Source organism: Acidovorax sp. BL-A-41-H1, from assembly GCF_051942715.1.
Map to the genome: position 1 here is coordinate 53,368 of NZ_JBPVJQ010000005.1, position 12,969 is coordinate 66,336.

At 64.1% G+C, this 12,969-nt stretch carries 13 protein-coding genes; all 13 read left to right on the forward strand.

Translation table 11 applies throughout. The features are described from left to right. The first annotated feature begins 11 nt into the window (after positions 1 to 11). The 13 genes from ACTPOI_RS11385 (at position 12) to ACTPOI_RS11445 (ending at position 12,960) form a co-directional block, all read left to right on the forward strand. On the forward strand, positions 12 to 869 hold the full coding sequence (locus tag ACTPOI_RS11385; RefSeq protein ID WP_440108866.1) for a phosphatidate cytidylyltransferase: 858 nt from the start codon (positions 12 to 14) through the stop codon (positions 867 to 869). After that, positions 866 to 2,047, forward strand: coding sequence for a 1-deoxy-D-xylulose-5-phosphate reductoisomerase (gene ispC / locus ACTPOI_RS11390; RefSeq protein WP_440108868.1), 1,182 nt, complete (start codon positions 866 to 868; stop codon positions 2,045 to 2,047). The genes ACTPOI_RS11385 and ispC overlap by 4 nt, the downstream gene beginning before the upstream one ends. Before the next feature lie 26 nt (positions 2,048 to 2,073). Continuing rightward, on the forward strand, positions 2,074 to 3,438 hold the full coding sequence (rseP, locus tag ACTPOI_RS11395; RefSeq protein ID WP_440108870.1) for an RIP metalloprotease RseP: 1,365 nt from the start codon (positions 2,074 to 2,076) through the stop codon (positions 3,436 to 3,438). Positions 3,439 to 3,483: 45 nt separating this feature from the next. After that, positions 3,484 to 5,781 carry an outer membrane protein assembly factor BamA gene (gene bamA, locus ACTPOI_RS11400; protein ID WP_440108872.1) on the forward strand — a complete coding sequence of 766 codons (2,298 nt, stop codon included), beginning with the start codon at positions 3,484 to 3,486 and terminating at the stop codon, positions 5,779 to 5,781. Then, the gene (locus ACTPOI_RS11405) at positions 5,781 to 6,305 is read left to right on the forward strand and encodes an OmpH family outer membrane protein (RefSeq protein ID WP_440108874.1); all 525 of its coding nucleotides are present in this window, start codon (positions 5,781 to 5,783) and stop codon (positions 6,303 to 6,305) included. Before bamA ends, ACTPOI_RS11405 begins: the two co-directional genes overlap by 1 nt. Before the next feature lie 27 nt (positions 6,306 to 6,332). Continuing rightward, entirely contained in the window at positions 6,333 to 7,316 is a 984-nt protein-coding gene (gene lpxD / locus ACTPOI_RS11410; RefSeq protein WP_440108876.1) for a UDP-3-O-(3-hydroxymyristoyl)glucosamine N-acyltransferase, read from the forward strand. 16 nt (positions 7,317 to 7,332) lie between these two features. After that, the gene (fabZ, locus tag ACTPOI_RS11415; RefSeq protein WP_069105372.1) at positions 7,333 to 7,773 is read left to right on the forward strand and encodes a 3-hydroxyacyl-ACP dehydratase FabZ; all 441 of its coding nucleotides are present in this window, start codon (positions 7,333 to 7,335) and stop codon (positions 7,771 to 7,773) included. A gap of 21 nt (positions 7,774 to 7,794) precedes the next feature. Next, a complete protein-coding gene (gene lpxA / locus ACTPOI_RS11420; RefSeq protein ID WP_440108879.1) occupies positions 7,795 to 8,583 on the forward strand; it encodes an acyl-ACP--UDP-N-acetylglucosamine O-acyltransferase in 789 nt (262 codons plus the stop codon). A gap of 11 nt (positions 8,584 to 8,594) precedes the next feature. After that, positions 8,595 to 9,755 (forward strand): lipid-A-disaccharide synthase, encoded by a 1,161-nt coding sequence (gene lpxB, locus ACTPOI_RS11425; RefSeq protein WP_440108880.1) that lies wholly within the window; start codon positions 8,595 to 8,597, stop codon positions 9,753 to 9,755. After that, positions 9,724 to 10,347, forward strand: a complete 624-nt coding sequence (gene rnhB / locus ACTPOI_RS11430) for a ribonuclease HII (protein ID WP_440108882.1) — start codon at positions 9,724 to 9,726, stop codon at positions 10,345 to 10,347. The genes lpxB and rnhB overlap by 32 nt, the downstream gene beginning before the upstream one ends. A 12-nt stretch (positions 10,348 to 10,359) precedes the next feature. Continuing rightward, positions 10,360 to 11,133, forward strand: a complete 774-nt coding sequence (locus ACTPOI_RS11435) for a TrmH family RNA methyltransferase (RefSeq protein ID WP_440108883.1) — start codon at positions 10,360 to 10,362, stop codon at positions 11,131 to 11,133. 229 nt (positions 11,134 to 11,362) lie between these two features. Next, positions 11,363 to 12,535, forward strand: coding sequence for a glutamine-hydrolyzing carbamoyl-phosphate synthase small subunit (carA, locus tag ACTPOI_RS11440; protein WP_440108885.1), 1,173 nt, complete (start codon positions 11,363 to 11,365; stop codon positions 12,533 to 12,535). A 20-nt stretch (positions 12,536 to 12,555) separates the two neighbouring features. Next, positions 12,556 to 12,960, forward strand: a complete 405-nt coding sequence (locus ACTPOI_RS11445) for a hypothetical protein (protein ID WP_440108887.1) — start codon at positions 12,556 to 12,558, stop codon at positions 12,958 to 12,960. Positions 12,961 to 12,969: the final 9 nt, after the last annotated feature.

A 12,969-nucleotide genomic window follows, 5' to 3' on the forward strand; every position in this document is an offset into this window, starting at 1 on the left:
AAGGCCCCGTCATGCTTTTACAGCGCGTCATCACCGCCATCGTTTTGCTGGCCATCCTCCTGCCCGCGCTTTTCTACGCATCGCCCGTGCCGTTCATGGCGGTGGTGCTGGTGCTCATGGCGGCTGGCGCCTGGGAGTGGGGGCGCCTGAGCGGGTTGGGCCAGGCTGGCTCGGTCGCGGTGGGCGCAGCCTGCGTTGCACTGTGCGCTGTGTCTTGGTCGCTGGGCTGGACCGACCGGCCCTTGCCAGCCTTGTGGATTGCGGGCGGCGGGCTGTGGGTGCTGGCCACTGCGTGGCTGCTGCGCGCCGGTGTACCCGGCTGGGCGCGGATTCCGTCGGCGCTGAGGCTGGTGGCGGGTGTGCTTGCGCTCTGGCTGGCGTGGCTGGCAGCGGTGCAGGCCCGCAAGATCGGGATCAACTTTCTGCTGTCGGTGCTCGTGCTGGTGTGGGTGGCCGACATCTTTGCCTACTTTGCAGGCCGCGCCTTTGGCCTGCGCTTCACCAAGAACAAACTGGCTCCGTCCATCAGCCCTGGCAAAAGCTGGGAGGGTGTATGGGGTGGCCTCGCCGGCGTGATGGTGCTGGCGTTCGCCTGGGTGGCTGCCGACGCGCACTGGCAGGCCGAAGTGGGCAGCTTCTACTCGCGCCTGGCACAGCAGGGCTGGTGGCTGCTGCTGGTGGCTGCGCTGTTCATGGTTGCCATGAGCGTCTGCGGAGATCTGGTGGAGTCGCTGATCAAGCGCAGTGCGGGCGTGAAGGACAGCAGCGCGCTGCTGCCGGGCCACGGTGGTGTGCTAGACCGTGTGGATGCACTGCTGCCGACGCTGCCTCTGGCCATGATGCTGACTAGCCTGACAACGCCGCTATGAAAAAGACAAGACTGACCGTTCTGGGATCTACAGGCTCGATTGGCACGAGCACGCTGGACGTGGTCTCGCGCCACCCGGAGCGCTTTGAGGTGTTTGCGCTCAGCGCGGCCACCCAGGTGGACCTGATGTTGGCGCAATGCGCTCAGTTCCGCCCGCGTTACGCAGTGATGGCGAGTGCACCCCATGCGGCAGTGCTGGCGGAGAAAATCAAGTCAAATGGGCTTGAAGTCGAGGTAATCCAATCCTCTGATGCTATTGAATTAATAGCATCTCATGAGGAGGTCGATGCCGTGATGGCGGCCATTGTGGGTGCTGCAGGGCTGGCACCTTGCCTGGCCGCCGCGCGGGCGGGCAAGCGCCTGTTGCTGGCCAACAAGGAAGCCCTGGTCGTGGGCGGCGCGCTGTTCATGCAGACCGTGCGGGACGGCGGCGCGACGCTGCTGCCCATCGACAGCGAGCATTCGGCCATCTTCCAGTGCCTGCCCGAGGACCCCTCCACCTGGGCAAGCCGGGTGGACAGCATCCTGTTAACGGCCTCTGGCGGGCCGTTCCGGCAGCGTGACCCGGCCACCTTGTCGGCCATCACGCCCGAGCAGGCCTGCGCGCATCCCAATTTTTCGATGGGCCGCAAGATTTCGGTGGACTCCGCCACCATGATGAACAAGGCGCTCGAAGTCATCGAGGCACGCTGGCTGTTTGACCTGCATCCGGACCAGATCAAGGTCGTGATTCACCCGCAGCAAATCATCCATTCGATGGTGCAGTTCAAGGATGCATCCATCCTGGCCCAGCTGGGTACGCCCGACATGCGCGTGCCGATTGCCTGCGGTCTGGCCTGGCCTGAGCGCATCGAGAGCGGCGCAAGCCGGCTCGATTTCTCGAAGCTCGGCGCGCTGGCGTTCGAGGACGCCGACGCCGTGCGCTTTCCTGGCCTGCACCTTTCGTGGCAGGCCCTGAAAGCGGCGGAGGGGACAACGGCCGTGCTCAATGCAGCCAATGAAGTGGCGGTCGGTGCGTTTTTGGCGGGCAAGTTGCGGTTTGACCATATACATGCCGTCAACCTTGCAACTTTGGATGCCGTATCGCCCTCCAAGCCCGATTCGCTCGAATCGCTGCTCGATCTGGACGCGCTGGCCCGCACTGCGGCTACGGGCGCTGCAGAGCGTCTGGCAGCCTGAGCCCACCGAACGCGGGTACCTGTTCCATGCTTCTCACCATCGCCGCTTTTGTCGTCGCCCTGGGCCTGCTGATTGCCGTGCATGAATACGGCCACTACCGGGTGGCGGTGGCATGCGGCGTGAAGGTGCTGCGCTTTTCGGTCGGCTTCGGGCGGCCGCTGCTGCGCTGGCAGCCCAAGGGTTCGCCCACCGAATTCGTGATCGGTGCGTTTCCGCTGGGCGGCTATGTGCGCATGCTGGACGAGCGCGAGGCACCTGTGGAGCCGCACGAGCGGCATCTGGCGTTCAACACCCAGCCGCTCAAGGCGCGGGCCGCCATCGTGGCTGCGGGCCCGCTGGCCAACTTGCTGCTGGCCGTGCTGTTGTACTCGGTGGTCAACTGGAACGGCGTTCAGGAACCCAAGGCGGTGCTGGCCAGCCCCGTGATCGGCTCCATCGCCCACAGCGCCGGACTGCGCGGCGGTGAACTGGTCGAACGCGCAGCGCTCGGCTCGGATGAGCTCGAAGAAGTGCGTTCGTTTGAAGACCTGCGCTGGCTGCTGACGCGCGGTGCGCTGGAGGGTGACCTGACACGTCTCGAAGTGCGGGCGCAGGGTTCGTCTGCAGTGCGTGAGCTGGTTCTCGACATGTCCACCATCCACAGCCGGGAGGCCGACGCGCAGTTGTTCCGCAAGATCGGCATCCTCGGGCCCTGGACGCGCCCCGTTCTGGGTGAAGTCATGCCGCAGGGCGCAGCCGCCCGCGCCGGGCTTCGCCAGGGTGATGTGGTCCTGAGGATTGGTACGACCGACGTGGTGGACGGGCAGCAATTGCGCGAGCTGATCCGCCAGTCGGTCAAGGGGAATGCATCGGTCACCCAGCCCTGGCGCATCGAGCGCGGTGGACAGACCCTGATGGTTGATGTGGCGCCCGAGGCGCAGACGGACCAGGGCGTGACAGTTGGCCGCATCGGCGCGTACGTGGGTACTCCGCCCGAATTTGTCACGGTGGACTACGGATTTTTCGAGGGTGCCTGGGCCGGTGTCGTGAAGACATGGGATGTATCTGTCCTCACGCTGCGCATGATGGGGCGCATGGTGATCGGGGAAGCATCGCTCAAGAACCTCAGCGGCCCCCTCACCATTGCCGACTATGCGGGCCGGTCGGCCAGCATGGGAATCAGCCAGTATCTGGTGTTCCTGGCCCTCATCAGCGTGAGCCTGGGGGTGCTGAACCTGCTGCCGCTGCCGGTCTTGGACGGAGGGCACCTGATGTATTATCTTTGGGAAGGCGTGACCGGCAAGGGCGTGTCGGATGCATGGATGGAGCGCCTGCAACGCGGTGGCGTTGCCGTGCTGATCCTCATGATGTCCATTGCCCTGTTCAATGATGTCACCCGGCTTTTTGGCTAACCCTTTTGCCGCGCTTGCAACCCAACGGCGGCTCCAGCTTCATTCATGAAAAAACACATCAATCGCCTGGGCGTGCGTACCGCATCAGCCGTTGCAGCCATGGTTTTTGCCGCCAGCGCGGCCTGGGCTCTGGAGCCTTTCAAGGTGCAGGACATCCGCGTCGAAGGCCTGCAGCGCGTGGAGCCGGGCACGGTGTTCGCGTCCATGCTATTGCGCGTCGGTGACGATTACAACGATGAAAAGGGCGCGGCTGCCATCCGTGCGCTGTTTGCGCTGGGTCTGTTCAAGGATGTGCGACTGGAAGCCAGCGGAAACGTGCTGGTCGTGGTGGTGGAAGAGCGCCCGACCATTGCCGACGTTGACTTTGCTGGAGCTCGCGAGTTCGACAAGGATGCACTCAAGAAGGCCATGCGTGATGTCGGCCTGACTGAAGGCCGGCCTTACGACAAGGCCATGACCGACCGGGCCGAGCAAGAACTCAAGCGCCAGTACATCAACAAGAGCCTTTACGGCGTCGAGGTGGTGACCACGGTGACGCCGATTGAGCGCAACCGTGTGAACCTCACGTTCACCGTCGTCGAAGGCGAGCCCGCCCGCATCAAGGAAGTACGTATCACAGGCAACAAGGCCTTCAGCGAATCCACGCTCAAGGGCCTCTTTGACCAGGACACCGGTGGCTGGCTCAGCTGGTACACCAAGTCCGACCGCTATTCCCGGGCGAAGCTCAATGCCGACCTCGAAACCCTGCGTTCGTACTACCTGCAGCGTGGTTATCTTGAATTCCGTGTGGAGTCCACGCAGGTCGCCATCTCCCCCGACAAGCAGGCCATTTCCATCACCGTGAACGTGTCCGAGGGCGAGCGCTTTGTGGTCTCCGGGGTCAAGCTCGAAGGCAACTACCTCGACCGCGAAGACGAGTTCAAGTCGCTGGTCACCATCCGCGCAGGCGAGCCCTACAACGCCGACCAGGTGGCCGAAACGACCAAGGCGTTTTCGGAGTATTTCGCCCGCTTCGGCTTTGCATTTGCGCGCGTCGAAGCCGTGCCCGATGTGGACCGTGAAACCAACCGGGTGGTGCTGGTCCTCCAGGTCGAGCCGTCGCGCCGCGCCTACGTGCGCCGCATCAATGTCAGTGGCAACAATCGCACCCGCGACGAAGTGATCCGCCGCGAGTTCCGTCAGTACGAGGCTTCCTGGTACGACGGCGAAAAGATCCGCCTGTCGCGCGACCGTGTGGACCGCCTCGGCTACTTCACCGAAGTGAATGTGGAAACCCAGGAAGTGCCTGGCTCCCCTGACCAGGTCGATCTGGTATTGAACGTGGCTGAAAAGCCTACCGGCTCGCTGCAGATGGGTGTGGGCTTTTCCAGTGCAGAAAAGGCATCGCTTTCGTTCGGCATCAAGCAGGAAAACATCTTTGGCTCTGGCAACTACCTGGGCATTGATGTGAACACCAGCAAGTACCGCCGCACGCTGGTGTTCAGCACCACCGACCCGTACTTCACGGCTGATGGCGTCTCGCGGACGCTGGATGTGTACTACCGCACCGACAAACCGTATGAAGACCAGGGCGGCAATTACCAGCTCGTGACGACGGGCACGTCGGTACGATTTGGCGTGCCGTTCAGCGAGACGGATACGGTGTTCTTCGGTGGTGGCCTGGAGCAGACCCAGATCAAGGCCGGGACCAACATCCCCGCCACGTACCTGGCCTATGCCGACCAGTTCGGCGCGACCAGCACGTCCATCCCCCTGACCATTGGCTGGTCGCGTGATGACCGCGACAGCGCGCTGGCGCCCAATTCGGGCCGCTACCAGCGTCTGAACTCCGAGTGGTCGGTAGCCGGCGACGCCCGCTATGTTCGTGCCAATTACCAGTACCAGCAATACATCCCGTTGAACAAGCGCTTTACCGTGGCGTTCAACGGCGAGGTAGGCATCGGCAAGGGCATGAACGGCCGTCCGTTCCCCGTGTTCAAGAATTTCTATTCGGGCGGTCTGGGTTCGGTGCGTGGCTTTGACCAGGGCACGCTCGGCCCGCGTGATGTGACCGGCGCTTCGCTGGGCGGTCCCAAGAAGGTCACGCTGAACGCCGAATTGATCGCGCCGTTTCCAGGCGCCGGCAATGACCGCACCCTGCGGGTTTTCACTTTTGTCGACGTAGGCAATGTCTATGGCGAAAACGACAAGGTGAGCTTCAACGACATGCGGGCCTCGGTGGGCCTGGGTCTGAGCTGGATTTCCCCACTCGGCCCTCTGCGTCTGGCATTTGCGCAACCGGTGCGCAAGTTCGCCGGCGATAGAATCCAGAAACTGCAATTCCAGATTGGAACGTCTTTCTAATGAAATCCTTTTCCCGCCATTTCTCTTTGGCTCTGCTGCTCGGCACCGTCGCCCTGGCAGCTCCAGTGCAGGCACAAGCGCAAGAATTCAAGGCCGGTTTTGTCAATACAGACCGTATCTTCCGTGAGGCCAGCACCGCCAAGGCAGCCCAGGCCAAGCTCGAGCAGGAGTTCTCCCGCCGCGAGAAGGAACTGCTGGACATGGGCAACACCCTGAAGACGGCCAGCGAAAAGTTCGAGCGCGAGGCACCCACGATGGCCGAAAGCCAGCGCACCACGCGCCAGCGCCAGCTGGTGGACCAGGACCGCGAATTCCAGCGCAAGCGCCGCGAATTCCAGGAAGACCTGAGCGCCCGCAAGAACGAGGAACTGTCGGCTGTCCTGGAGCGCGCCAACAAGGTCGTCAAGCAGGTGGCCGAGGCCGAGAAGTACGACGTCATCCTGCAGGAAGCCGTGTACATCAACCCCAAGCACGACATCACCGACAAGGTGATCAAGGCGTTGAATGCCGCTGGCGGCAAGTGACATGGGTCAGCGCACGGCGGGTGGCGCGTGAGCTTGCTCCTGGGGCACATTGTTGATGCGCTCGGTGGTTCGCTGGAAGGTGGAGCGGTGCATGGCACCGCGATCACCCGGATAGCGCCACTGGAGGAAGCAGGGCCGGGAGACTTGAGTTTCCTGAGCAATCCACGCTACCAACAGCAACTGGCCGCCTCCCGGGCGGCCTGTGTCATTGTGGCGCCTGCAATGCGCGACGTTGCGCTGGCACGCGGGCCGTGCATCGTCGCCGACAACCCCTATGTGTACTTTGCACGCGCCACGCAGCTGTGGCGCCAGCACACGTCGCCTCGGGCCGCGGCCGGTATCCACGCCAGTGCGGTGGTGGACCCCGCGGCGCAAATTGACCCCACGGCCACCATCGGCCCGCTGTGCGTGATCGAACGCGGCGCCGTGGTGGGGCCAGGCACGGTGCTCAAGTCGCGGGTGACGGTAGGCGAAGACTGCCGCATTGGCGCCCGCTGCATCGTGCACGCGGGTGTGGTGATTGGCGCTGACGGGTTCGGGTTTGCGCCGGAGCACGGCCAGTGGGTCAAGATCGAGCAGCTCGGCGCCGTGCGCATCGGAGACGATGTCGAGATCGGTGCCAACACCTGCATCGACCGTGGCGCGCTGCAGGACACGGTGATCGAGGATGGCGTCAAGCTCGACAACCTGATCCAGGTGGGCCACAACGTGCGCATCGGCAAACACTCCGCCATGGCGGGCTGTGTGGGAATTGCGGGCAGTGCCACCATCGGCGCGCACTGCACGGTGGGAGGGGGCGCGATTGTCCTGGGGCATCTGGAGATGGCCGACAACGTGCACATCTCGGCAGCCACCGTGGTGACGCGGTCGCTGACGCGGCCTGGTCAGTACACCGGCATGTTTCCCATCGACGACAATGCGCGCTGGGAAAAGAACGCTGCAACATTGAAACAACTGCACAGCCTTCGCGAGCGCATCAAGGCGCTGGAGCAGGCTCTCAAGGCAGCATGAACGGAAGAAGAACTCGATGATGGATATCCACGCAATTCTCAAGCAGCTGCCGCACCGCTACCCCTTTTTGCTGGTAGACCGGGTGATCGAGCTTGAGAAAAACACCCGCATCAAGGCGATCAAGAACGTGACGTTCAACGAGCCTTACTTCATGGGGCACTTTCCGGGTCGCCCCGTGATGCCCGGGGTGTTGATCCTCGAAGCGCTGGCCCAGGCCGCAGGCCTGCTGGCGTTCGATGCGATGGGTCAGGTTCCGGACGAGAACAACATCTACTACTTTGTCGGCATCGATGGCGCCCGTTTCAAGCGTCCGGTGGAGCCGGGCGACCAGCTTGTGCTGACCATCACGATCGACCGCGTGCGCGGTGGCATCTGGAAGTTCAAGGGCGTGGCCACCGTGGGTGAAGAAGTCGCCTGCGAAGCCGAACTCATGTGCACCATGCGCAATGTCGCCTGATTCGTCGAGGGCGGGTTGAACGTGAGCAATATCCATCCCACGGCCATCGTGGCCGATGGTGCGGTGCTGGACGGGACCGTGACGGTGGGCCCTTACGCGGTGATTGGCCCGCAGGTCACCATCGGGCCGGGCACTACGGTGGGTGCGCATTGCGTCATTGAAGGGCGCACGAGCATCGGGTCGGACAACCGGATCTTCCAGTTCGCATCGCTGGGCGCCGCCCCGCAAGACAAGAAGTACGCGGGCGAGCCCACGCGCCTCGTCATAGGCGACCGCAACACCATCCGCGAGTTCTGCACGTTCAACCTGGGTACGGCGCAGGACCGCGGCGTGACCACCGTCGGCGACGACAACTGGATCATGGCCTACGTGCACATCGCGCACGACTGCGTGGTGGGCAACCAGACCATCCTGGCCAACAACGCCACGCTGGCCGGGCACGTGCATGTGGCTGATCAGGCCATCATCGGCGGCCTGACGGGTGTGCACCAGTTCGTGAAGATCGGCGCGCATGTGATGGCTGGTTTTGCCAGCCATATCTCGCAAGACGTCCCCCCGTTCATGATGGTCGACGGCAACCCGCTGGCCGTGCGCGGGCTCAACCTTGAAGGCCTGCGCCGCCGTGGCTTTTCGCCCGCGCGTGTCACTGCCATCAAACAGATGCATCGACTGCTTTACCGTCAGGGCCTCACGCTCGAAGCAGCCCGTGCAGCCATCGCCGCGCTGCCCGCGGCGCACCCCGAGGCTGCTGCGGACATCGCGCTGGTAGAGACGTTTCTCGACAGCTCCACGCGCGGCATTGCCCGCTGAAAGCTGCGCCCATGGATGCTGTACCCCGGATAGCCATGGTGGCGGGCGAGACGTCGGGCGACCTGCTGGCAGGCCTCCTGCTCGACGGTATGCAGGCCAAATGGCCGGGCCTTGCGTCGCGCGGTATCGGCGGCCCGCAGATGGCGCGGCGCGGCTTTGAAGCCTGGTGGCCCAGCGACAAGCTGGCGGTGCACGGCTACAGCATGGAGGTGCTGCGGCGCCTGCGCGAGCTCCTGCGCATCCGCAAAAACCTGCGCAACCGCCTGCTGACCGAACGCCCCGACGTGTTCATCGGCGTGGACGCCCCAGATTTCAACCTGGGGCTGGAGGCCGACCTGCGTGCAGCGGGCATCAAGACCGTGCATTTTGTCTGCCCCTCGATCTGGGCGTGGCGCGCGGACCGGGTCGAGAAGATCCGCCGCAGTGCTGACCACGTGCTGTGCATCTTTCCGTTCGAGCCCGAACTGTTGGCAAGCCACGGCATCGCTGCCACCTACGTGGGCCATCCGCTGGCGTCGGTGATCCCGATGGTGCCCGACCGCGCCGCCGCCCGTGCGCAGCTGCAGTTGCAGGGCGACGACGAAGTGCTGGCCATCCTGCCGGGCAGCCGGTCTTCAGAGGTCCAGTACATCGCTCCGCCATTCTTTCAGGCTGCAGCGCTTATTCATCAAGCGCGACCAGCTATAAAAATGGTAGTACCTGCCGTGCCGGCGCTGCAAGATCGCATCGTGCAAGCGGCCGCGGCCTGCGGGCTGGGCGACGTGGTGCGCGTGGTCACCGGGCAGTCGCACACGGTGCTGGCAGCATGCGATGCCACGCTGATCGCCAGCGGCACGGCCACGCTGGAAGCAGCCCTGTTCAAGCGCCCGATGGTGATCGGTTACCACATGCACCCGATCAGCTGGTGGCTGATGCGGCGCAAGCAGCTCCAGCCCTGGGTAGGGCTCCCCAACATCCTGTGCCGTGATTTCGTTGTGCCCGAGCTGATCCAGGATGCTGCCACGCCCCAGGCGCTTGCCGACGCGTCGCTGGCTTGGCTGGATGCGCGGCGGCAGAACCCCGCGAAAATAGAGGCTCTCGAGCAGCGCTTCACGGCGCTGCACGTCAGCCTGCAACGCAACACATCCCAACTGGCAGCCGATGCGATCCAGAAAATCATCGCCCAGGCCTGAACAGGCCAGCCTGCCCTGGCACCCCCCCGGCCTGGTGACCGGGGTGGACGAGGCAGGGCGCGGGCCCCTGGCCGGACCTGTGGTGGCTGCGGCGGTCATCCTCGATGACCTGCGGCCCATCGCCGGGCTGGCTGATTCCAAGGTGCTGACCCCCGCACGTCGCGAGCGGCTTTACGACGAAATCCGGGCCAAGGCGCTGTGCTGCAGCATTGCCGAGGCGTCGGTCGAGGAAATCGACCAGCTCAACATCCTGCAGGCCACGATGCTGGCCATGCGCCGCGCGGTGATGGGCCTGCGCCTGAAGCCCGCCATGGTGCTGGTGGACGGCAACCGGATTCCGGTGCTGGACGTGCCGGCAGAGGCCATCGTCCGGGGTGATGCGCTGGTGCCGTCGATTTCTGCGGCGTCCATCCTGGCCAAGGTGCACCGTGACCGCTGGTGCGAACAGGTGCACGAGCAGTTTCCGCAATACGGCTTTGCCGGCCACAAGGGCTACGGCACGGCGCTGCACATGGCTGCGCTGCGCGAGCACGGCGCCTGCATCCACCACCGCCGCTCATTCGCGCCGGTGGCCGAGCGGCTGCTGGCCTGAACATCCGCCCCCATGACTTCTCCCGCCATCACAGCGATCCATTCGCGCGACAACCCGTTTGTGAAAGAGCTGCGCCGGCTTGCGCAGGACACCACGGCCTACCGCAAGCAGGGCCGCGTGTGGCTGGAGGGTGATCACCTCTGCCGCGCAGCGGTTGAAAGGGGCGTACGCGCGTCGGTGGCAGTGTTTTCAGAGTCATTTTGGCCGCAAGCCCAGGCAGAATTTGCCTCTGCTGCTATGAAAATAGTAGTTATTGCCGACGCCTTGTTCGCCGATGTCAGCGGCCTCGAATCGCCGGCCCGCATGGGTTTCGTGATGGACCTGCCGGAGCCTCCGGCGGTGCTTCCCCACGCCGCCACGCTGGTGCTCGACCGCGTGCAGGACGCGGGCAACGTGGGCTCCATTCTTCGCAGCGCGTCGGCTTTCGGGTTCAGTCAGGTGCTGGCCATCAAGGGCAGCGCTGCGCTGTGGTCCCCCAAGGTGCTGCGCGCCGGAATGGGCGCGCATTTTGCGCTGCAGCTGGTCGAGGGGCTGGACGCGCAAGACTTGAGGGTCTTGCAAGTCCCGCTGCTCGTGACCCATGTGCACGGAGGCGCATACCTGCACCAGGCTGTGCTGCCCTGGCCCTGTGCGTGGGTCATGGGGCACGAAGGGCAGGGCGTATCTCCCCTGATCGAGGGCGTGGCCAGCCAGCGCATCCGTATCGCCCAGCCGGGCGGAGAGGAATCGCTCAACGTGGCCGCCGCGGCTGCCATCTGCCTGCATGCCAGCGCTGCGGCACGGTAAGCGAGAGCAGAGCGACCGGGCCCGAAGCCGTGAATGCCCCTCCCGCGTGAAGATGTTGCGCTGCAACACTGCAATCGGTACGCAAGCAGGTGCGGGTATAATCGGGGGCTTTTCTCGCAACAGCGTCGCCCGACCGCACCCAAAGCAACAACCTATCTGAGAGCAGCCACTGGCCTCCACTGCGAGTGGCCTGCAGGCGCCGGGCGACCGTAACCATCCGGAGAACCCAGTGCTTTTGTCTCTACAGGGAAAATTCCCGCCCGCCATCCTGGCGCTCGCAGACGGCACGGTCTTTATCGGCAACTCGATCGGTGCCACGGGCACCACTGTCGGCGAGGTGGTGTTCAACACCTCCATTACCGGCTACCAGGAAATCCTCACCGACCCCAGCTATTGCCAGCAGATCGTGACGCTCACGTATCCGCACATTGGCAACTACGGTGTCAACGCAGAGGATGTCGAGGCCGACAAGGTCCATGCTGCGGGCCTGATCATCAAAGACCTGCCCCTGCTGGCCAGCAACTTCCGCTCGACGGAAACGCTCTCGCAATACCTCGTACGCGAGAACACGGTTGCCATCGCCAACATCGACACCCGCAAGCTCACCCGCCTGCTGCGCACCAAGGGCGCGCAAAACGGCGCCATCGTCGGCCTGGCTGCAGGCGAAGTGGTCACGCAGGCGCTGATCGACAGCGCGATTGCCAAGGCCAAGGCAGCGCCGAGCATGGCGGGTCTTGATCTGGCCAAGGTCGTCAGCACCAAGGCTGCGTACGCGTGGACGCAAAACGAGTGGAAGCTAGGCTCGGGCTATGGCGAGCTGACGCAGCCCGAGTTTCACGTCGTGGCATTCGACTATGGCGTCAAGAAGAACATCCTGCGCATGCTGGCCGAGCGTGGTTGCCGCATCACCGTGGTGCCGGCACAGACGCCTGCAGCCGACGTGTTGGCCATGAAGCCCGACGGCGTTTTCCTGTCGAACGGCCCTGGCGACCCGGAGCCCTGCGACTACGCCATTGCCGCCACCCGCACCATCGTCGACAGTGGTATGCCCACCTTTGGCATCTGCCTGGGCCACCAGATCATGGCGCTGGCAGCCGGTGCCAAGACGTTCAAGATGACCAACAGCCACCACGGCGGCAATCACCCCGTGAAGGATCTGGACTCGGGCCGCGTCAGCATCACCAGCCAGAACCACGGCTTCGCGGTAGACATGGAGACTCTGCCTCAGAACCTGCGCGCCACGCACATCAGCCTGTTTGATGGCACGCTGCAAGGCCTGGAGCACAAGGACAAGCCAGCGTTCTGCTTCCAGGGGCACCCCGAGGCTTCTCCCGGCCCGCACGACATCGCCTACCTCTTCGACCGGTTCACCGACGCCATGCGCGCGGCGAAAACGGCCTAAGTCTGGACGACCAGCGCGCCATGAAACTCTTCAGCTTCCCTCTCGCAACGCTTGAAAAGGCGATCCACAAACGTGTGCTGACGCTGCCTTCGCCGCACCGCGAGTGGTTTGCCGAGCGCTGGGCACAAAAGCCCTACAAGAAGGCTTTCGTCGAGAACAAGGCGATGCCGCTGGTCACCCTGGTGTCCAAGGGCAAGACGCTGGACGACGCCGAGTTTGCAGAGCTGCTGCAGGACTGGGATGTCCAGTTCTATGACGCTGAAGAGCAAGTGCTGCGCCCGCTGATCCAGGGCGATGGCCTCCTGCAGCTGATGCAGAAGAACCTTCCCCCCGAACGCGCGCAGGCGCTCCTTGCGAAGCTGACCGAGCGACGCCCGTCTGCCACCCCTTCAAGCCCCCAGGCAGCCGAACCTACGATCGACTGATCGACGCAC